Origin of the sequence: Streptomyces sp. RG80, assembly GCF_040446465.1 — a bacterium.
In the GTDB taxonomy this organism is placed as follows: domain Bacteria; phylum Actinomycetota; class Actinomycetes; order Streptomycetales; family Streptomycetaceae; genus Streptomyces.
This window is the reverse complement of sequence record NZ_JBEAAJ010000003.1, coordinates 1-20,232: the sequence shown is the minus strand read 5'-3', so window position 1 is coordinate 20,232 and position 20,232 is coordinate 1. Positions and strand designations below refer to the sequence as shown.

Annotated in this window: 13 protein-coding genes, 1 tRNA gene and 2 rRNA genes; 3 read left to right on the top strand and 13 right to left on the bottom strand. The window is 69.3% G+C overall.

Translation table 11 applies throughout. The features are described 5' to 3' along the window. The first annotated feature begins 19 nt into the window (after nt 1–19). Together ABKA17_RS10325 and ABKA17_RS10320 are read left to right on the top strand one after the other, a co-directional pair. Nucleotides 20–871, top strand: a complete 852-nt coding sequence (locus tag ABKA17_RS10325; RefSeq protein WP_353691643.1) for an Fpg/Nei family DNA glycosylase — start codon at nt 20–22, stop codon at nt 869–871. A gap of 38 nt (nt 872–909) precedes the next feature. Next, complete coding sequence (locus tag ABKA17_RS10320) at nt 910–1,671, top strand: SDR family NAD(P)-dependent oxidoreductase (protein WP_353691642.1); 762 nt, start codon at nt 910–912, stop codon at nt 1,669–1,671. On the opposite strand, the gene ABKA17_RS10315 is transcribed toward ABKA17_RS10320, so the two are convergent. The 9 genes from ABKA17_RS10315 to ABKA17_RS10275 all read right to left on the bottom strand — a co-directional run bounded on the left by ABKA17_RS10315 (nt 1,619) and on the right by ABKA17_RS10275 (nt 15,852). Further along, a complete protein-coding gene (locus ABKA17_RS10315; RefSeq protein ID WP_353691641.1) occupies nt 1,619–1,888 on the bottom strand; it encodes a hypothetical protein in 270 nt (89 codons plus the stop codon). The genes ABKA17_RS10320 and ABKA17_RS10315 overlap by 53 nt on opposite strands. Nucleotides 1,889–2,153: 265 nt before the next feature. Continuing rightward, nucleotides 2,154–2,534, bottom strand: coding sequence for a helix-turn-helix domain-containing protein (locus ABKA17_RS10310; protein ID WP_030044087.1), 381 nt, complete (start codon nt 2,532–2,534; stop codon nt 2,154–2,156). Between the two features lie 109 nt (nt 2,535–2,643). After that, a complete protein-coding gene (locus ABKA17_RS10305; protein ID WP_353691640.1) occupies nt 2,644–3,180 on the bottom strand; it encodes a CinA family protein in 537 nt (178 codons plus the stop codon). After that, nucleotides 3,177–3,896, bottom strand: coding sequence for a CDP-diacylglycerol--glycerol-3-phosphate 3-phosphatidyltransferase (gene pgsA, locus ABKA17_RS10300; RefSeq protein WP_353691639.1), 720 nt, complete (start codon nt 3,894–3,896; stop codon nt 3,177–3,179). The genes ABKA17_RS10305 and pgsA overlap by 4 nt, the downstream gene beginning before the upstream one ends. Further along, nucleotides 3,893–5,362: a 30S ribosomal protein S12 methylthiotransferase RimO gene (gene rimO, locus ABKA17_RS10295; RefSeq protein ID WP_353691638.1), complete on the bottom strand. Its 1,470-nt coding sequence runs from the start codon at nt 5,360–5,362 to the stop codon at nt 3,893–3,895. The genes pgsA and rimO overlap by 4 nt, the downstream gene beginning before the upstream one ends. A gap of 124 nt (nt 5,363–5,486) precedes the next feature. Next, a complete protein-coding gene (locus ABKA17_RS10290; protein ID WP_353691637.1) occupies nt 5,487–6,326 on the bottom strand; it encodes a helix-turn-helix domain-containing protein in 840 nt (279 codons plus the stop codon). Nucleotides 6,327–6,550: 224 nt separating this feature from the next. Continuing rightward, nucleotides 6,551–9,271 (bottom strand): DNA translocase FtsK, encoded by a 2,721-nt coding sequence (locus ABKA17_RS10285; RefSeq protein ID WP_353691636.1) that lies wholly within the window; start codon nt 9,269–9,271, stop codon nt 6,551–6,553. A gap of 124 nt (nt 9,272–9,395) precedes the next feature. Continuing rightward, entirely contained in the window at nt 9,396–10,082 is a 687-nt protein-coding gene (locus tag ABKA17_RS10280) for a response regulator (protein ID WP_353691635.1), read from the bottom strand. A gap of 307 nt (nt 10,083–10,389) precedes the next feature. After that, nucleotides 10,390–15,852: a HAMP domain-containing protein gene (locus ABKA17_RS10275; protein WP_353691634.1), complete on the bottom strand. Its 5,463-nt coding sequence runs from the start codon at nt 15,850–15,852 to the stop codon at nt 10,390–10,392. Nucleotides 15,853–16,241: 389 nt separating this feature from the next. On the opposite strand from ABKA17_RS10275, the gene ABKA17_RS10270 reads away from it, so the two are divergent. Then, complete coding sequence (locus ABKA17_RS10270) at nt 16,242–18,992, top strand: SpoIIE family protein phosphatase (RefSeq protein ID WP_353691633.1); 2,751 nt, start codon at nt 16,242–16,244, stop codon at nt 18,990–18,992. A 47-nt stretch (nt 18,993–19,039) separates the two neighbouring features. On the opposite strand, the gene ABKA17_RS10265 is transcribed toward ABKA17_RS10270, so the two are convergent. From ABKA17_RS10265 to ABKA17_RS10250, 4 genes are all read right to left on the bottom strand, one after another. Beyond that, nucleotides 19,040–19,115, bottom strand: a tRNA-Thr gene (locus tag ABKA17_RS10265). Nucleotides 19,116–19,188: 73 nt separating this feature from the next. After that, the gene (locus ABKA17_RS10260) at nt 19,189–19,851 is read right to left on the bottom strand and encodes a DegT/DnrJ/EryC1/StrS family aminotransferase (RefSeq protein ID WP_353692314.1); all 663 of its coding nucleotides are present in this window, start codon (nt 19,849–19,851) and stop codon (nt 19,189–19,191) included. A 114-nt stretch (nt 19,852–19,965) separates the two neighbouring features. After that, a 5S ribosomal RNA gene (rrf, locus tag ABKA17_RS10255) occupies nt 19,966–20,082 on the bottom strand. A 69-nt stretch (nt 20,083–20,151) separates the two neighbouring features. Then, nucleotides 20,152–20,232, bottom strand: a 23S ribosomal RNA gene (locus ABKA17_RS10250); the annotation flags it as partial.

Sequence of the window (20,232 nt, the reverse complement as noted above, 5' to 3'; positions counted from 1 at the left end):
CCCGTGCCACCCTTGACCCATGCCCGAAGGAGACACCGTCTGGCAAGCGGCGCACCGCCTGCACACCGCCCTCGCCGGCCAGGTGCTCACCCGCAGCGACCTCCGCGTCCCCAAGTTCGCCACGGCCGACCTCACCGGCCGCACCGTCCTGGACGTCACCCCCCGCGGCAAGCACCTGCTGACCCGCATCGAGGGCGGCCTGACCCTCCACTCGCACCTGAAGATGGACGGCTCCTGGAAGGTGTACGCCCCCGACCAGCGCTGGACCGGCGGCCCCACCCACCAGATCCGCGCGATCCTCGGCACCGCCGACCGCACGGCCGTCGGCTACCGCCTCCCCGTCCTGGAACTCCTGCGCACCACCGACGAACACCGCGCCGTGGGCCACCTCGGCCCCGATCTCCTGGGCCCCGACTGGGACCCCGACCGCGCCCTCGCCAACCTCCTCCAGGACCCCACCCGCCCCCTCGGCGAGGCCCTCCTCGACCAGCGCAACCTCGCCGGCATCGGCAATGTCTACAAGAGCGAGCTCTGCTTCCTGCTCGGCGTCACCCCATGGCTCCCCACCGGCGCGCTCCCCGAGGACCGCGCCGCGAAGCTGCCGGTGCTCGCCAAGAAGCTCCTCGAGGCCAACCGCGACCGCCCGATCCGCATGACCACGGGCCGCCGCGGCCAGGACCTCTTCGTCTACGGCCGCGCCCGCCACCCCTGCCTCCGCTGCGGCACCCCCGTCCGCCTCGCCGACCAGGGCGACGGCTCCCGCGAACGCCCCACCTACTGGTGCCCCATGTGCCAGACCGGCCCGGCCCCCACCGTCGCCCGCAGCCCCGGCGCGGCCCGAACACCCCGGAACCCCACACCGTACGACTAATTGACGATCCGTCAGAAACCCTCGTACCGTCCCCCCCCATGACCGTCAGCGCGTACGACCTGAGCGGACGCACCGCATTCGTCACCGGCGCCGCCGGCGGCATCGGCCGGGCCTCGGCGGTCCTGCTCGCCGAAGCCGGTGCCACCGTGCACTGCGCGGACCGGGACCCACAGGGCCTGCACGAGACGGCGACCCTCATCAAGGACGCGGGCGGCGCCGCCCGCACCCACCACCTCGATGTCACCGACCGCGAGCAGCTCCGGCAGGCGATCGCCTCCTGCGAGCGCCTGGACGTGCTGGCGGCGATCGCCGGGATCATGCACAGCAGCCCGGTCCTGGAGACGCGGGACGAGGACCTTGACCGGGTCCTGAGCGTCAACTTCAAGGGCGTGCTCTACGCCTGCCAGGAGGCGGCCCGGCTGATGCTGGCCCGGGAGACCAGGGGCAGCATCGTCACCATGGCCTCCGGCGCCGTGGACACCGGCGGCCCCGGCCTGCTCTGCTACGGCGCGGCCAAGGCGGCCGTCGTCCAGCTGACGAAGACCCTGGCGACCGAGGTCGGCCGGCACGGCATCCGCGTCAACGCGGTCGCTCCGGGCTGGATCCGCACCCCCATGACCGAGCGGCACGGCGAGGCCCAGGAGCGGACCGAAGCTCTGATGGCCCGGATGTCGCCGCTGGGCCGGGTCGGCGAGGCCGAGGACGTCGCCCACACGGTGCTGTACCTCGCCTCCGACGCCTCGTCCTTCACGACGGGCCAGATCCTGCGTCCGAACGGCGGGGTGGCGATGCCGTGGTGACCCGCCAGGCCGCCCGCCACCGCCCCGCGGCGAGAGCTCCGGCCGCCCGCGCCCTCGGCACGCAGTGCACCGGCAGCAGACTCAGCCCCCAGCCACCCGCGGCGACCGCCCCCTCCAGCACCCCCGCCCCGGGAACGAACGCCAGCCGCAGCACGGCCCACCACCACAGCGCCCCCAGTCCGAGCGCCGCCCCCCAGCGCACTATCGGTCGCGCCATGAACCGACCTCCAGCCCGAAGAGCCCCGACAGCCCGAAGCTAGGCCACCTGTGTCACCCGTGGCACGGGCGCACCGACAGCGCAGAGAGGCACCGTCCGCACATCCTGCACCGGTGCCCCCGGGACATGTCACTCCACGATGCACGAAAGCCCCGACCAACGCCTCTCCGAATGATCCGGAGAGACCCGGCCAGGGCCTCCCGCGCTTCTCAGCGCATCGTCAGCTCAGGTTCGAGCCCGTCTCAAGCGCAAACGCCTTCGACGCTCAAGCGGCGACGACGTCCACCGCTTCGGCGGGCGCCTTGATGGTGACCCGTTCCGGTGGCACACCGGCCACCGACACGGAACCCAGCATCGGACGTACCGGCGTGGGCACGGGCTCGCTGGGGGTGGCCGCAGCGGACTGGGCCAGCTCGGCGAGGGCGAGCTCGTCGCTCACTTCCCGCATCAGTTCGGACATCCGTACGTCCAGCGCGTCGCAGATGGCGGAGAGCAGCTCGGAAGATGCCTCCTTCTGCCCCCGCTCCACCTCGGAGAGATAGCCGAGTGAGACTCGGGCGGACGAGGAGACTTCGCGCAGAGTACGGCCCTGGCGCTGGCGCTGCCGACGCAGCACGTCACCCAGCAGGCGACGGAGCAGAATCATCGGTGGCTCCCTCCTCGGACCGCGTAGCCGCATCCTTCACGCCCCACCGTACCGCCTTGCGCCGCGGCCGTGCGGGGAGCGATGTCGTGTTCACTCAGGGCTGCAAACATCAAAACCCCCCGTTCCGTTCCGTATCCTGTGCCCGCTCATTTCCGGTCTGTTCGCCCGCAAGCTCCTGAAGGAGCAGTGCGAGTACGCTCCGTACACTCTCCATACGAATTTCCGCCCGGTCGCCGTTCAACCGCAGCGACGACACTTTCCCGCCATCCGACAGCTCCGAGGTGGGGCCGGCGACGGCCACATAGACCGTGCCGACGGGCTTCCCGTCCTGTTCCTCCGGCCCGGCGACACCCGTGGTCGCGATCCCCCAGGCGGCACCGAGCGCCTTGCGCACTCCGGCCGCCATCTGGGCCGCGACCTGCGGATCCACCGCGCCACGCTCGGCCAGCAGGGTGGCATCGACACCGAGCAGCTGGTGCTTGAGCTCGGTGGCGTAGGCGGTCACGGAGCCCCGGAACGCCTTGGACGCCCCTGGGGCCGCTGTGATTTCCGCCGCAACCAACCCACCGGTGAGCGACTCGGCGACGGCGAGCGTCTCCGCCCTCACCGTGAGTAGTCGCACCACTTCGGTGGCCGGGGAATTCACGCTTCCGTCTCCTCCAACGCCGCCTCGCGCTCGGCGATTCCCTGCCTGCGCAGCACAATGGCCTGTCTCACATAGTCCAGGCCGGTCGCCACGGTCAGCGCGACCGCCACAGCCATCACCCAGAACCTCGCGGTGGCCAGCCACCCCGTCAGCGCCAGGATGTACATCCCGACCGCGATGCCCTGCGTGAGGGTCTTCAGCTTGCCGCCCCGGCTCGCCGGGATGACGCCGTACCGGATGACGATGAAACGCAGCAGCGTGATCCCGAGTTCCCTGCCGAGGATGACGCCGGTCACCCACCACGGCAGATCGCCCAGCGCGGACAGACAGATGAGCGCCGCCCCCATGATCGCCTTGTCGGCGATGGGGTCGGCGATCTTCCCGAAGTCGGTGACGAGGTTGTAGGTGCGCGCCAGATGACCGTCGAAGAGGTCGGTGATCATCGCGACGGCGAAGGCCGCCCAGGCGAACGCGCGCCAGGCCGGGTCGTACCCGCCGTCGGCCAGCATCAGCGCGACGAAGCCCGGGACGAGCAGCAGCCGCACCATCGTCAGGATGTTCGCGATGTTCCAGAGGCTGGCCTCGTTGACGGCCGCGGCCACGATCTTGCCGCTCCGCGCGGACTTGGCACCGGATTCGGCGCCTGACGCACCCGCCGCGCCGGACGCACCCGCCTGGGAGGGGCCACCCGCGGCGGATGCCGGTACTCCGGTCATCTGCCCGCCTCCTCACTACACGCGAGCGAGCCCGTCAGCGGCTCGGCGACCAGGTCGACACCCTCGGTGCCGACCACCTTCGCCTCGACGATACGACCGACGCTCAGGCCTTCGCCGCTCGTGAGCAGCACCTGGCCGTCCGTCTCCGGCGCCTGGTGCTCACCGCGCCCGTACACGCCCTCCTCGTCCACGGACTCCACCAGCACGTGCACGGTCTCGCCCACGCGCTCCTCGGCCCGTTGCGAGACCAGCTCCTCGGCCAGCCGGGAGACCCGCGCGAGACGCTCGGTGACGACGTCCTCATCGAGCTTGTTCTCGTACGTGGCCGCCTCCGTGCCCTCCTCGTCGGAGTAGCCGAAAACGCCGATGGCGTCCAGCCGCGCGCCGTTCAGGAACCGCTCCAGCTCCGCCAGGTCGTCCGCGGTCTCGCCGGGGAAGCCCACGATGAAGTTGGAGCGCACACCGGCCTGCGGGGCCTTGCCGCGGATGGTGTCGAGCAGCTCCAGGAACCGGTCGGTGTCGCCGAAGCGGCGCATCGCGCGCAGCACACCAGGGGCGGAGTGCTGGAACGACAGGTCGAAGTAGGGCACGACCTTGGGCGTCGAGGTCAGCACGTCGATGAGGCCGGGCCGCATCTCGGCCGGCTGGAGGTAGCTGACCCGCACCCGCTCCAGGCCGTCGACCTCGGCGAGCTCGGGCAGCAGGGACTCCAGGAGGCGGATGTCGCCCAGGTCCTTGCCGTACGAGGTGTTGTTCTCGGAGACCAGCATGATCTCCTTGACGCCCTGCTCGGCCAGCCACCGCGTCTCGTTCAGCACGTCGCTCGGGCGGCGCGAGATGAAGGAGCCGCGGAAGGACGGGATGGCGCAGAAGGAGCAGCGCCGGTCGCAGCCGGAGGCGAGCTTCACCGAGGCGACCGGGGCACCGTCCAGACGGCGGCGCAGGGGCGCACGGGGGCCGGAGACCGGAGCCACGCCTTCGGGCAGGTCCGTCGGGGCACCGTGCCCCGGCAGCGCCACATCCGACACCGACTGCCGGTCGGCCGGGCTGATCGGCAGCAGCTTGCGCCGGTCGCGCGGGGTGTGGGCGGCGTGGACGCCACCGCTCAGGATGGTCTGGAGTCGGTCGGAGATGTCGGCGTAGTCGTCGAAGCCGAGCACGCCGTCCGCCTCGGGGAGGGCCTCGGCAAGGTCCTTGCCGTACCGCTCGGCCATGCAGCCCACCGCCACGACGGCCTGGGTTCTGCCGTGCCCCTTGAGATCGTTGGCCTCCAGGAGGGCGTCGACGGAGTCCTTCTTGGCGGCGTCGACGAAGCCGCACGTGTTGACGACGGCGACGTCCGCGTCCGCGGCGTCCTCCACGAGGTCCCAGCCGTCCGCCTCCAAGCGGCCTGCGAGCTCCTCCGAGTCCACCTCGTTACGGGCGCAGCCAAGAGTGACGAGTGCGACGGTACGGCGTTCAGGCATGGGCTCAAGACTACTTCGTTCCACTGACAGCCCACGTCGACGGGGTTGGCGATCTTGCTCCGCCAACCCCGTACCCGCTTACTGCGGCGCCTGACCGGCCTTCACCGGCCTCGGATCACCCGGCTCAACCGACCGTCGGGTCGCCCTTGGTGTAGGTCAGCCGCTCCACCGCTCCCGGCTGCCAGTCGTCGTCGATCTTCTTGCCGTTGACGTACAGCTGGATGGCCCCGGCGTCGCCGAGGACGAGGTTGATCTTCTCGCTGTCCTGGAAGGTCTTGGAATCGCCCTGCTTGAGCAGGCCGTCGAAGAGATTGCGGCCGTTGTGGTCCTTGACGGAGATCCAGCTCTTGCCGTCGGCGGCGCTGACCTGGACGGTGACCTTGTCCTGGGGCGCGGCCGCGATGGCGCTGTCGGACGGGGCCGGCTTGGGCGATTCGGGCTTCTCGCTCTTGGGCGTGGGCGAGGAGGACTTGCTCGTCGAGGGCGTGGCACCCTCGGCGACCTGCGTCTTCCCACCCTCGTCGTCGCCCTTGAAGGCGGTGAACCCGACGAAGCCGATCACGGCGACGATCGCGGCGACCATGGCCGCGGTCCAGTTGGGCCCCCGTCGCTCGGGACGGATGCGTTCCGCCTCGAACAGCGGGGCCGCCGGGGTGGGCGCCGGACGCCCTCCGCCGTGATCGGCGGCGTACTGGTCCAGGAGCGGGGCCGGATCGAGGTGGACGGCCTTGGCCAGGGTCCGGATGTGCCCACGGGCGTAGACGTCCCCGCCGCAGGGGGCGAAGTCGTCGGCCTCGATGGCATGCACGATGGCGATACGGACCCGGGTGGCGTTGCTGACGTCGTCGACGGTCAGCCCGGCCGCGATCCGTGCCTGCTGGAGGGCACGGCCGACGGAGATACGGGCTTCCTCGCGGTCGTCTTCGAACGGACGCTCGTCTTCAGGGGAGTTGCCGATGGACACGGGGGCGCCTTTCGAGCGTTTAAGCCACCTGTGCTGGAGGTTCAGTCTAGGGGGGGTGCGAAAGGGTGGGGCAACCGGGCGGTAGGACTTTGTACGCCATCGGTATGGCCGGACACGCCGATGGTGGAGCGGGAGCTTTTCGCTTCCCTCAACTTGACGTACGCCGAAGGGAAACGGTTGCTCAATGATCCCTTACGGGTGAGTCACGATCGAACACCCTGCCTTTAAGCCTCCCCGCGGATCACCGCGAGCACTCCGTCCAGCTCGTCAGCCTTCACAAGAACGTCACGAGCCTTGGACCCCTCGCTCGGTCCGACGATGTTCCGAGACTCCATCAGGTCCATCAGGCGCCCCGCCTTGGCGAACCCGACCCGCAGCTTGCGCTGGAGCATCGACGTCGATCCGAACTGCGTGGAGACGACCAGCTCGGCCGCCTGGCACAACAGGTCGAGGTCGTCGCCGATCTCCTCGTCGATCTCCTTCTTCTGCTTGGTGCCCACGACGACGTCGTCCCGGAAGACGGGCGCCATCTGGTCCTTGCAGTGCTGGACGACCGCCGCGACCTCGTCCTCGGTCACGAAGGCGCCCTGCATACGGGTGGGCTTGTTCTGCCCCATCGGCAGATACAGCCCGTCGCCCTTGCCGATCAGCTTCTCGGCGCCGGGCTGGTCGAGGATGACCCGCGAGTCCGCGAGCGAGGAGGTGGCGAAGGCGAGCCGCGAGGGCACGTTCGCCTTGATCAGACCGGTGACCACGTCGACCGAGGGCCGCTGCGTGGCGAGCACCAGGTGGATGCCGGCCGCGCGCGCGAGCTGCGTGATGCGCACGATCGAGTCCTCGACGTCCCGCGGCGCCACCATCATCAGGTCGGCGAGCTCGTCGACGATCACCAGCAGATACGGGTAGGCCTTGAGCTCCCGCTCGCTGCCCTCCGGCGTCTTGAGCTTGCCCTCGCGGACGGCCTCGTTGAAGTCGTCGATGTGCCGGTACCCGAACGCCGCCAGGTCGTCGTAACGGAGGTCCATCTCCCGTACGACCCACTGGAGCGCCTCGGCGGCGCGCTTGGGGTTGGTGATGATCGGCGTGATCAGGTGCGGGATGCCCTCGTAGGCGGTCAGCTCGACCCGCTTGGGGTCGACCAGGACCATGCGGACGTCCTCGGGAGTCGCACGGACCATGATTGACGTGATCAAGCAGTTAATGCACGACGACTTACCGGAACCGGTGGCTCCGGCGACGAGGACGTGCGGCATCTTCGCGAGGTTCGCCATCACATAGCCGCCCTCGACGTCCTTGCCGAGCGCGACCAGCATCGGGTGCTCGTCCTCGGCCGCCGCCGCGAGCCGCAGCACGTCACCGAGGTTGACCATCTCGCGGTCCGTGTTCGGGATCTCGATGCCGACCGCGGACTTGCCGGGGATCGGGCTGATGATCCGCACGTCCGGACTGGCGACGGCGTACGCGATGTTCTTCGCCAGCGCGGTGATCCGCTCGACCTTCACGGCGGGGCCGAGCTCGACCTCGTACCGCGTGACCGTCGGCCCGCGCGTGAAGCCGGTGACGGCCGCGTCGACCTTGAACTCCCGAAAGACGTTGGTCAGCGAGGCGACGACGGCGTCGTTGGCCGCGCTGCGCGCCTTGCCGGGACCGCCGCGCTCCAGGAGGTCGAGCGAGGGCAGCGAGTAGGTGATGTCGCCGGACAGCTGAAGCTGCTCGGCACGCGGCGGCAGCTCGCCCGGGGCCTCGGGAGCGGGCTTCGTGAGGTCCGCGACCTCGACCTTCAGCTTCTCCTGCTTGGGACGTGCGGCCGGCGCCGGTACGGCCTTCGGCACCGGTGTCGGGGTCGGCGTCGTGTCCTCGCGGTCCCCGGCGCTCACGCCCTGGGTGAGGTCGGCGACGATCGGCGACGGCGGCATCCCGTGCAGCACGGCACCGTCGAGCGCGGCAGCGGCAGCTGCGGCGACGTCCACGGCGTCCATGGGCCGGTCCATGTCGGGCTGCGGCACAGCGGAGCGCCGGGGTCGGCCACGACGCCGTGTGAGGGCCTCCTGCTCGGCGCCATCGGGGTCGTACGCCTCGGGCGCCGGAGCCCGCCTGCGACCGCGCGCGGGCAGCGCCTCGCGCCACTGCTCGTCGTAGCGCTCGTCGTCGGAGAACTCGTCGAGCTCGTCCTCCGCCGGATCGTGCACGACACCGAGCCGTACGCCGAGCTCCCGCAGCCTGCGCGGGATGGCGTTGACCGGTGTGGCGGTGACGACCAGCAGCCCGAAGACCGTGAGCAGCACCAGCAGCGGTACGGCGAGAACCTCGCCCATGGTGTACGTCAGCGGAGTCGCCGCGCCCCATCCGATGAGGCCGCCCGCGTCCCTTATGGCCTGCATGCCGTCGCTGCGGGCGGGCGCGCCGCACGCGATGTGGACCTGGCCGAGCACGCCGACGACGAGCGCCGACAGGCCGATCACGATCCGGCCATTGGCCTCGGGCTTCTCCGGGTGCCGGATGAACCGCACGCCGATGGCCGCGAGCAGTATCGGCACCAGCAGGTCGAGGCGGCCGAAGGCGCCGGTGACGATGATCTCGACCAGGTCGCCGACGGGGCCGCGCAGGTTCGACCAGGTGCCGGCCGCGACGATCAGCGCCAGACCGAGGAGCAGCAGCGCGACGCCGTCCTTGCGGTGCGCCGGGTCCAGGTTCTTCGCGCCGTTCCCTATGCCGCGGAACACCGCGCCCACGGCGTGCGCCAGGCCCAGCCAGACGGCGCGTACGAGCTTGTAGATGCCGCCGGTCGGGTTCGGCGCCGGTTTGGGAGGCGGCGCGGTCTTCTTGGCCGCGGCTTTCCTGGCGGGCGCCTTCTTCGCCGGGGCCTTCTTCGCGACGGCCTTCTTCGCCGGAGCCGCCGCCTTCTTCGCGGGCTGCTTCTTGGCAGCGGAGGGACGTGAGGCCATGGGTGTGAGGTTACCGGGGGAGACGACAACGGACACGTGTGGCCGGTGCTTCACCCGTTCGTGTCGCCCTTGCGGGGGCGCGGAACTGACACGCGCTCACCCGCAACTGGGCCACGGGTGAGGGTCAGTTCTGCGAGGGCACCGACTGGGTGCTGCCGGCTCCCGGCTCGAGGGCGTCCAGCGCCCGCCGCAGGCCGGTGAGTTTGCGTTCGAGATGAGCCGCGGTGGCCACGGCCGCCGCGTCCGCCGACTCGTCGTCGAGCTGCTTGGACAGGGCCTCGGCCTGCTCCTCGACCGCGGCGAGCCGCGCCGAGAGCTCGGCCAGCAGTCCCGCCGGCTCCTTCGTCTCACCGGCCGGGGCCTTGCCGCCGGCGCCGCCCTCCAACTGGAGCCGCAGCAGCGCCGCCTGCTCCCTCAGCTGGCAGTTCTTCATGTACAGCTCGACGAACACGGAGACCTTCGCGCGCAGTACCCACGGGTCGAAGGGCTTGGAGATGTAGTCGACCGCGCCCGCCGCATACCCCCGGAAGGTGTGATGCGGACCGTGGTTGATCGCGGTGAGGAAGATGATCGGGATGTCCCGTGTGCGCTCGCGCCGCTTGATGTGCGCGGCGGTCTCGAACCCGTCCATGCCCGGCATCTGCACATCCAGCAGAATCACCGCGAAGTCGTCGGTGAGCAGCGCCTTGAGCGCTTCCTCCCCGGACGATGCCCGCACCAGTGTCTGATCGAGCGCGGAGAGGATGGCCTCCAGCGCCAGCAGATTCTCCGGCCGGTCATCGACCAGGAGGATCTTGGCCTTCTGCACCATGGCCCGCCCTCCTCGCCCCGGCGTGGGGCCTCCCCTGTCCTCAGGACTCGTGGTGACACCGGCAGGTGCCGCCCCGGGGGACGACTCCCTTGCGCCGCCCGTCCTCGTGCCGGTCATGGTAGCCGCACCCCGCCCGTCGCCACACCCTGTCACCGCGATGTCACTGTGCACGTAGCAGAAACGTGGCGGGAGACCAGAAGGTTCCCCGAATCCCGTACTTCTACACGGCTTCGAGCACAGTGAGTCAGCAACTCCGCGTGAACAACGAGGGTTCTCGCAGCATCCACGCGAAGTCCGACCGTTCCCGTCACGACTCCCGCATCCACTGATCCATCACCGACAGCAGATGATCGGGGTCGACCGGCTTGGTGACGTAGTCGGAGGCGCCCGACTCGATCGCCTTCTCCCGGTCGCCCTTCATCGCCTTGGCGGTCAGCGCGATGATCGGCAGGCCCGCGAACTGCGGCATCCTGCGGATCGCATTGGTCGTCGCGTATCCGTCCATCTCCGGCATCATGATGTCCATCAGGACGACCGTGACATCGTCGTGCTGTTCCAGGACCTCGATGCCCTCGCGGCCGTTCTCGGCGTACAGCACCGACAGGCCGTGCTGCTCCAGGACGCTGGTGAGCGCGAAGACGTTGCGGATGTCGTCGTCGACGATCAGCACCTTCTCACCGCCGAACCGGATGCCGCGCCGCACCTCCGGCGCCGGGCTCTGGTCTGCCGCCGACCACTGGTCCAGCTGGAGGCGCTGTTCGGCCTCGGGGAGGATCCTGCGACGGCGCCTGAAGAGCGCGGCGGCACCGTTCTGCGTCTCCTGGTACGACTTCACCTCGGCCGGCGTCTCGATCTCCACGTCGGCCCGGCCGTTCTCGGAGGCGAGCAGTTCCCCGACCTCCAGGGCCGCGACCGTCTGCTGATAGCCCTGCGGGGGCAGTTCGCTGGGGTGCAGCGGCAAATACAGCGTGAACGTCGAACCGCGCCCCGGCTCGCTTTGGGCGTAGATCTCACCACCGAGCAGCTGTGCGATCTCCCGCGAGATGGAGAGCCCGAGACCCGTACCGCCGTACTTGCGGCTCGTCGTGCCGTCGGCCTGCTTGAACGCCTCGAAGATCACCCGCATCTTGCTGGCCGCGATCCCGATGCCGGTGTCCGTCACGGAGAACGCGATCAGATCGGCGTCCGGATCCCGCAGCGAACCGGTCTCGAGCAGCTGCTCACGGATCTGCATCGGCACGTCCGCACCGGCGGGCCGGATGACGAGCTCCACCGATCCGGAGTCGGTGAACTTCACCGCGTTGGACAGCAGATTGCGCAGCACCTGAAGGAGGCGCTGTTCGTCGGTGTGCAGCGTGGCGGGCAGCTCCGGGGAGACCCGTACGGACAGATCCAGGCCCTTCTCCGCGGTCAGCGGCCGGAAGGTGGCCTCCACGTAGTCCACGAGCTGCACGAGCGCGATACGCGTCGGGGAGACGTCCATCTTGCCCGCCTCGACCTTCGACAGGTCGAGGATGTCGTTGATCAGCTGGAGCAGGTCGGAACCGGCCCCGTGGATCGTCTCGGCGAACTCCACCTGCTTCGGCGAGAGGTTGGCGTCCGCGTTGTCGGCGAGCAGCTTGGCCAGGATCAGCAGCGAGTTGAGCGGCGTACGCAGCTCGTGCGACATGTTGGCGAGGAACTCGCTCTTGTAGCGCATCGACACCGCGAGTTGCTCGGCACGCTCCTCCAGGACCTGCCGCGCCTCCTCGATCTCGGTGTTCTTCACCTCGATGTCGCGGTTCTGCTGGGCCAGCAGCTCGGCCTTCTCCTCCAGTTCGGCGTTGGACGCCTGGAGCGCCTTCTGCCGGTTCTCCAACTCCGCCGACCGCTCCTGGAGTTGCTCGGTCAGCTCCTGCGACTGCTTCAGCAGCTGCTCGGTCTTGGTGTTCACCGAGATGGTGTTGACGCTGGTCGCGATCATCTCGGCGATCTGGTTGAGGAAGTCCTTCTGGATATGGGTGAAGGGGGTGAAGGAGGCCAGCTCGATGACACCGAGCACCTTCCCCTCGAACAGCACCGGAAGCACGATCACCTGCGCCGGCGGCGCCTCCCCGAGCCCCGAGGAGATCTTCAGGTAGCCGCTCGGCGCGTTCTCCACCAGGATCGTCCGCTTCTCCTGGGCAGCCGTCCCGATCAGCGCCTCCCCCGGCCGGAACGACGTCGGCATGGAGCCCATCGAGTAGCCGTACGACCCGAGCATGCGCAGCTCGTACGAGTCCTCGTCGGCGGCGCCCGCGTCCTTGCCGTCGAGGTGCGGCATCGCCAGGAAGAACGCGCCGTGCTGCGCGGACACCACCGGCGTGAGCTCGCTCATGATCAGCGAGGCCACGTCCGCGAGATCGCGGCGGCCCTGCATGAGCGCGGAGATCCGGGCGAGGTTGCCCTTGAGCCAGTCCTGCTCCTTGTTGGCGATCGTGGTGTCGCGCAGGTTGGCGATCATCTTGTTGATGTAGTCCTGGAGTTCCTGGATCTCCCCGGACGCGTCCACGTCGATCTTCAGGTTCAGGTCGCCGCGGGTCACCGCGGTCGCCACGCGCGCGATGGCACGCACCTGCCGGGTCAGGTTCCCGGCCATCTCGTTCACGGACTCGGTGAGGTCGCGCCAGGTGCCGTCGACGTCACGCACGCGTGCCTGGCCGCCGAGCTGTCCCTCCGTGCCCACCTCGCGGGCGACTCGGGTGACCTCCTCGGCGAAGGACGACAGCTGGTCGACCATCGTGTTGATCGTGGTCTTGAGTTCGAGGATCTCACCGCGCGCGTCGATGTCGATCTTCTTCGTGAGGTCACCCTTGGCGATGGCCGTGGTCACCATGGCGATGTTCCGCACCTGACCGGTCAGGTTGGACGCCATCTGGTTCACGGACTCGGTGAGGTCCTTCCACGTACCCGCCACACCGGGCACGCGCGCCTGTCCGCCGAGGATGCCGTCCGTGCCCACCTCACGGGCCACCTTGGTGACCTGGTCGGCGAACGAACTCAGCGTCTTCACCATGGTGTTGAAGGTGTCGGCGAGCTGCGCGACCTCGCCACGCGCCTCGATCGTCACCGTCCGCGTCAGGTCGCCGTTGGCGACCGCCGCCGCGACCTGGGAGATGTTCCGCACCTGCACGGTCAGGTTGTTGGCCATCAGGTTGACGTTGTCGGTGAGGTCCTTCCAGATGCCCGTGACCCCCGACGCGTGCGCCTGGCCGCCCAGGATGCCCTCGGTACCCACCTCGCGGGCCACCCGGGTCACCTGCTCGGCGAACGACGACAGCTGGTCGACCATCGTGTTGACCGTCGTGACGAGTTCGAGGATCTCGCCCTTCGCGTCGACGGTGATCTTCTTCGACAGATCGCCCTTGGCGACCGCGGTCGTGACCTCGGCGATGTTGCGCACCTGGATGGTCAGGTTGTTCGCCATGAAGTTCACGGACTGCGTGAGGTCCTTCCAGGTGCCCGAGACCCCCTGCACCTCGGCCTGGCCGCCGAGGATGCCCTCGGTGCCCACCTCACGGGCCACTCGCGTGACCTCCTCGGCGAACGACGACAGCTGGTCCACCATCGTGTTCAGGGTGTTCTTCAGCTCCAGGATCTCGCCGCGCGCGTCCACGGTGATCTTCTGGGACAGGTCGCCCCGGGCCACCGCGGTGGCCACCTGGGCGATGTTCCGCACCTGGCCGGTGAGGTTGGACGCCATGCCGTTCACGGAGTCGGTCAGGTCCCGCCACACACCGGCGACGCCGGGCACCTGCGCCTGCCCGCCCAGCCGTCCCTCGGTGCCCACCTCGCGGGCCACCCGGGTCACCTGGTCCGCGAAGGCGGAGAGCTGGTCCACCATCGTGTTGATGGTGTTCTTGAGCTCCAGGATCTCGCCGCGCGCGTCGACGTCGATCTTCTGGGACAGGTCGCCCCGGGCCACCGCGGTCGTCACCTGGGCGATCTGCCGCACCTGCGAAGTGAGGTTGCCACCCATGAAGTTGACGGAGTCGGTGAGCTCCTTCCACGTACCCGAGACCCCGGGCACCACGGCCTGACCACCCAGGCGGCCCTCGGTGCCCACGTCCCGGGCCATCCGCGTCACCTGGTCCGCGAAGGCGGAGAGCTGGTCCACCATCGTGTTCACGGTGTTCTTCAGCTGGAGCATCTCACCGGAGACGTCCACGGTGACCTTCTGCGACAGGTCACCGTTGGCCACGGCCGTCGTCACCTGTGCGATGTTCCTCACCTGTCCGGTGAGGTTCCGGAACGCCGTGTTGACGGAGTCGGTGAGGTCCTTCCAGGTACCGGCCGCCCCGGACACCTGCGCCTGACCACCCAGCTCACCCTCGACACCGACCTCGCGCGCCACGCGCGTGACCTCGGCACCGAACGCGGAGAGCTGGTCCACCATCCCGTTGACGGTGTTCTTCAGCTCCAGCATCTCGCCGGCCACGTCAACGGTGACCTTCTGCGACAGGTCACCGCTGGCCACGGCCGTCGTCACGGCGGCGATGTCCCGCACCTGGATGGTCAGGTTCCGGAAGACCGTGTTCACCGAATCGGTGAGGTCCTTCCACGTCCCCGCCGCACCCGGCACGTTCGCCTGCCCGCCGAGCCGCCCCTCGGCTCCGACCTCGTTGGCCACGCGCGTGACCTCGTCAGCGAAGGTCCGCAGCGTCTCGGTCATCTGGTTGATCGTGTCCGCGAGCTGAGCGACCTCGCCCCGCGCCGACACGGTCACCTTCCGTGACAGATCACCGCTGGCGACCGCGGTCGTCACCTCCGCGATCCCACGCACCTGGGCCGTGAGATTGCCGGCCATCAGGTTCACCGAATCGGTGAGGTCCTTCCACACACCCGCCACACCGGGCACCTGCGCCTGGCCGCCCAGCTCACCCTCGACGCCCACCTCGCGCGCGACGCGGGTCACCTCGGAGGAGAACGACGACAGCTGGTCCACCATCGTGTTGACGGTGTTCTTCAGTTCCAGCATCTCGCCGGCCACGTGAACCGTGACCTTCCGGGACAGATCACCCTTGGCGACCGCGGTGGTGACGAGCGCGATGTCCCGCACCTGCGCCGTCAGCCGGTACGCCATCGTATTGACGGAATCCGTCAGGTCCTTCCAGGAACCCGACATACCGCGCACCTTGGCCTGTCCGCCCAGCTTGCCCTCGGTGCCCACCTCGCTGGCCACGCGCGTGACCTCGTCGGTGAACGTCGACAGCTGGTCGACCAGGTTGTTGACGGTCCGCCCGACCTTGAGGAACTCCCCCCGCAGCGGATGCCCGGACCCGTCCGGCGACTGCGTCCGCAACTCCATACGCGGGGACAGATCGCCCTCCGCGACCGCGGAGAGCACCCGTCCGACCTCGGAGACAGGTCGTACGAGATCGTCGACCAGGGCGTTGGAGGCGTCGATGGCGGCCAGCCAGGAGCCCTCGCAGGCGCCGATTTCCAGCCGTTCCGTGAGCTTTCCCTCACGGCCCACCATCCGCCGCACCCGTGACAGCTCGCCCGTCAGATGCAGATTCCGGTCGGCCACTTCGTTGTAGACAGCCGCAATCTCGGACAACACGCCGTCGCCCGACACCGTGAGCCGCTTCCGGAAGTTCCCATCCCGCATCGAGACGAGTGCCGCCAGCAGTCGGTTCAGGGCAGCCGTGTCCACCGCGGTGGTACCGCCGCGCGGTTTGCGCTGGTTGTTCAGGGACTGTCCGCCCTTCGCGCGCGTCTTCGTGCCCCGCGTCGCTGCGCCAGACTCCACTGTGTCCCTCCCGCAGGGATCGACCGTTACTGCTGTGCTCCGGTACTACTGATGGACGTACCAGTTACTGCCACTGTTACAGCTGCGCATTTCTGCCGGATATACCAGGCCGCACCCCGGGCTGCTGCCCGTCGTACGCGGAACACACTCAGTCTGCCCGGACCTTCACAAGAAGCTTGCCCAGTGTTTCACCCTGGCTGAACCAGGCCATAACAGTTCGGCAGCTTCGCACATCGTCCGCACACCCTCCGGACGGAAACACTGGTGACCGGCATCCGCATGGACGGGGAAGGTAAGTAACCTTGCATGCGGCTGTCCAGCCGCGCCGGTCCGTCCGGCCTGGGCGGTGGCACGAGAACGAGCGGGCATCGGAGGGGCGGCCGCACAACATGACCACCGGACTGATCCCTGGGGAACACTCCCCGGACCGTCGGCCGACGGACGGCCTGCCGCACCAGCGGCACGAGCCGGTCGGCCACGGAGCCCTGCACGTCGACAACCGGTCGAGGAGTTCTGTGATCACCGCGCGCGCGGCCGCCAACTTCGAGCCCGTCGGGCGCTCGGTCGCGAGCGCCCGCTCCTTCGTCCGCGACACGCTCCAGGGCTGGGGCTTCGCCGACATCATCGACGACGCGGTGGTCCTCACCAGCGAACTGGTGACCAACGCCGTCGTACACGCGGGCACCACCGCAGACGTCCTGTGCCTGCGCACCGACGACGGCGTACGGATCGAGGTCGCCGACCGCTACCCCGAGCGCGAGGTCCCGCTCCAGGGCTCCCTGGCCACCATGGGCAGCCCCGACCGCGAGGGCGGCCGCGGCCTCCAGCTGTGCGCGGCCCTGGCCGGCCGCTGGGGCGTCGAGTACACCCCCACGCACAAGCAGGTCTGGTTCCAACTCGACCTCCCCGAACGCCCGGTGGGCACGCGAACAGCCGGCCCGTCCCTCCCCGCGGACCTCCTCCCCCTCGCCGACGGCCGCGTCCGCGTCGCCGTCGTCCAGATCGACCGTACGGCGGCCATCTCGGCCTGGAACGAGGACGCCGAGGAACTCTTCGGCTACCCCGCGGAACAGGTCACCGGCAAGCCCCTCACCGACCTCGCGGCCTGGCCGCACACCCCGGGCACCAGCACCGGCATCGCGGAGGCCCTCCAACTCTCGCGCTGGGAGGGCACTTACGGCATCCGTGGCGCCAACGGCCGCGTGACCCCGGTCTACGCCTCCCACCTCCGCGTCCGCGACACCGGCGGCGAACCCTCCACGGTCTGCCTCCTCGTCCGCGACCACGAACGGGCCGTCCTCCAGACGCCGTTGCGCATCCCGTCCTCCGACGCCTCGTCCTCCTCCGACGGCCAGAGCACCGACCCTTTCGAGGTGTTCATCGGCTCCCCCGCCCCGGACGACCTCGACGGCCTCCTCCAGCGCACGGTCGAACGCGCACGCGACATGCTCGACGGTGACTCCGCCTTCCTGCTCCTCGCCACCGACGACGAGACGGAGTTGGAGGTCCGCGCCTCGACCGGCCTCCCCTCCGCCCGCCAGCGCTTCGCGCGCGTGCCCGTCGAGGCCGGCCCCGGCCGCTACGGCTCGGCCCGGATGCCGGCGGTCCACGACGACCTCACGGCCGTCCCCGGCGCCGTCCCGCTCCTGAACGGCACCGGCATGCGCTCGGTCGTCACGGTCCCCCTGAAGGTCGAGGGCCGCCTCACCGGCTCCCTGGGCGTCGCGGCCGAGGGCCCCGGCAGATATTCCAACGAAGAGGCCCTGCGCCTCCAATTCGCCGCCGACCGCATCGCGTTGGCGGTCGAGTCGGCACGCCTGGGCGAACTGGAACGCCTGCGCAGGGGCTCCCTGAGCTTCCTGGTCGAGGCCTCCGACCTCCTCGCGGGAACCCTGGACCGCGACCAGACCCTCGCCCTCATGGCCCAGATGACGGTCCCCACACTGGCCACGTGGTGCGCGGTCTACACGATCGCCGACCAGGCCTCCGAGCCCTACCTCTCGTACGTCCTCCACGAGGACGAGGAGCTCATCGACGGCATCAAGTCCCTGCTGTCGAAGATCCCCTCCCCCGACCCGGTACCCACCCCGGGCGCCCGCGTCTGGTCGGCCCCCGCCCAGGCGGCCCACCAGGCCGCCCTGCGCACCTCCATGCGCAGCCTGGGCCTGGGCGAGCCCATCGGCCGCCTCAGCGCAGGCATCGGCCCCACCCTCGCCACCGCGTCCGCGGTGGGTGGCGAGACGGTCGTCCTCCCCCTGGTCGCCCGCAACCGCGTCATCGGCATGCTGACCCTCGGCAAGCCCACGGACGAACACTTCCGCCAGGAGATCCTCGAACTGGCCGAGGACCTGTCCCGCCGTGCCGCCCTGGCCCTGGACAACGCCCGCCTCTATTCCGAGCGCACCGCCATCAGCCAGTCCCTCCAGCGCAGCCTCCTGCCCCCCGAGCTCCCCGAGATCGACGGCGTCGAGGTCGAGGTCATCTACCGCGCGGCCGGCGAGGGCAACGAGGTCGGCGGTGACTTCTACGACGTCTTCCCGATCAGCGACGGCGCCTACGGCTTCGCCATCGGCGACGTCTGCGGCACGGGCCCCAACGCGGCCGCGGTGACGGGCCTGGCCCGCCACGCCCTGAGGCTGCTGGCCAGGGAGGGCTTGAGCGGCCCGGCGGTCCTGGAGCGCCTGAACTCCGCCATCCTCGACGAGGGAGCCCGCAGCCGCTTCCTGACCCTCCTCTACGGCGAGATGCGCCCCCAGGAGGACGGCAGCGCGGAACTGAAGGTGGTCTGCGCCGGCCACCCCCTCCCGCTCCGCCTCCGCCAGGACGGCACGGTCGAACCAGCCGCCGAGCCCCAGCCGCTCCTTGGCGTCATCGAGGATCTCGAGCTCTACGAGCAGACGGTCACCCTGGACCCGGGCGACGTCCTGCTGTGCGTCACGGACGGTGTCACCGAACGCCGTGAGGGCGCCCGCATGTTGGGCGACGACGGCCTCACCGACGTCCTCACGACCTGCACGGGCCTGACCGCCGGCGCGGTCGCCGCCCGCATCATGCGCGCCGTGGAACGCTTCGCGTCCGACGCCCCGTCCGACGACATGGCGATCCTGGCCATGCGGGTCCCGGGCCTCCACAAGGACTGAGAGCAGGCACGAAAAAGGCCCCGCCCGAATGGGCGGGGCCTTTCAGTTGGAGCCCCCTAACGGAATCGAACCGTTGACCTTCTCCTTACCATGGAGACGCTCTGCCGACTGAGCTAAGGGGGCCTGTCGCCTATTCAGGTTTCCCTGCGGCAACGGAATAGATCATAGCCCGAACAGACCCGTGCTTCCAAACCGATCAGACGGCAGTCTGCAGCAGTCCGCCGAGCCCATTGCACACGGACACGATCCGCTGCATGTCCCGCTTCGTCAACGCGGCATCGACCGGCAGCGCCAGCGTCTCGTCCGCAGCCAGTTCGGTCTCCCGCAGCGACACGCACCGCCGGTACTCGGGCAGCCGGTGCACAGGCGTCTTCACCGGCACCCGGCACTCAACCCCCTTGCCCCGCAAGGCACGAGCGAAGGCATCCCGATCGGGTCGCCCGTTCCCGGGCACCCGCACGACGTACTGCTGATAGGTGTGCCCATCACCACCATCGGGCGTGCGCACCCCCTTCAACTTCCCATCGAGGTAGGCCGCCCGCTCCCTGCGCTGAGCGACTTCGTCGTACGGCGCCTCGGACTCCCCCTGCTCCAGCACGAGCAGCCCATGCCGCTGCCCGAGAGCATGCAGCGCCGAGATGTCGGCCCGCCGCCCAAACCGGTGTACGACAACTACGGCCGCGGTCCGCGGAGTCACGGCCCCTTCGACAGCAGCCGCGGCCAGGCAGTAACTCACCGGATCTATGTCGGCGAACACCGGGAGCGCACCGGCCAGTACGACGGCCTCGGCCACCTCGACGTTCCCGAAGGCCGGCACCACGACCTCGTCACCGACTCCGACGCCGGCGGCCCTGAGCATTGCAGCAGTACCCATGCCTCGGATGGTGGTTGCGGAACGTGAACTTCAAGTGACGCAGAACAAAAAAGGGTTGGACCCCGAACCGAAGTTCAGGATCCAACCCTTTGAAGAATTGTTCGGCGGTGTCCTACTCTCCCACAGGGTCCCCCCTGCAGTACCATCGGCGCTGTAAGGCTTAGCTTCCGGGTTCGGAATGTAACCGGGCGTTTCCCTCACGCTATGACCACCGAAACACTATGAAGTTAGACCGGAAAACACACGGTCGTTGCCTCAGAACTAACACAGTGGACGCGAGCAAATATGGACAAGCCCTCGGCCTATTAGTACCGGTCACCTCCACCCATTACTGGGCTTCCAGATCCGGCCTATCAACCCAGTCGT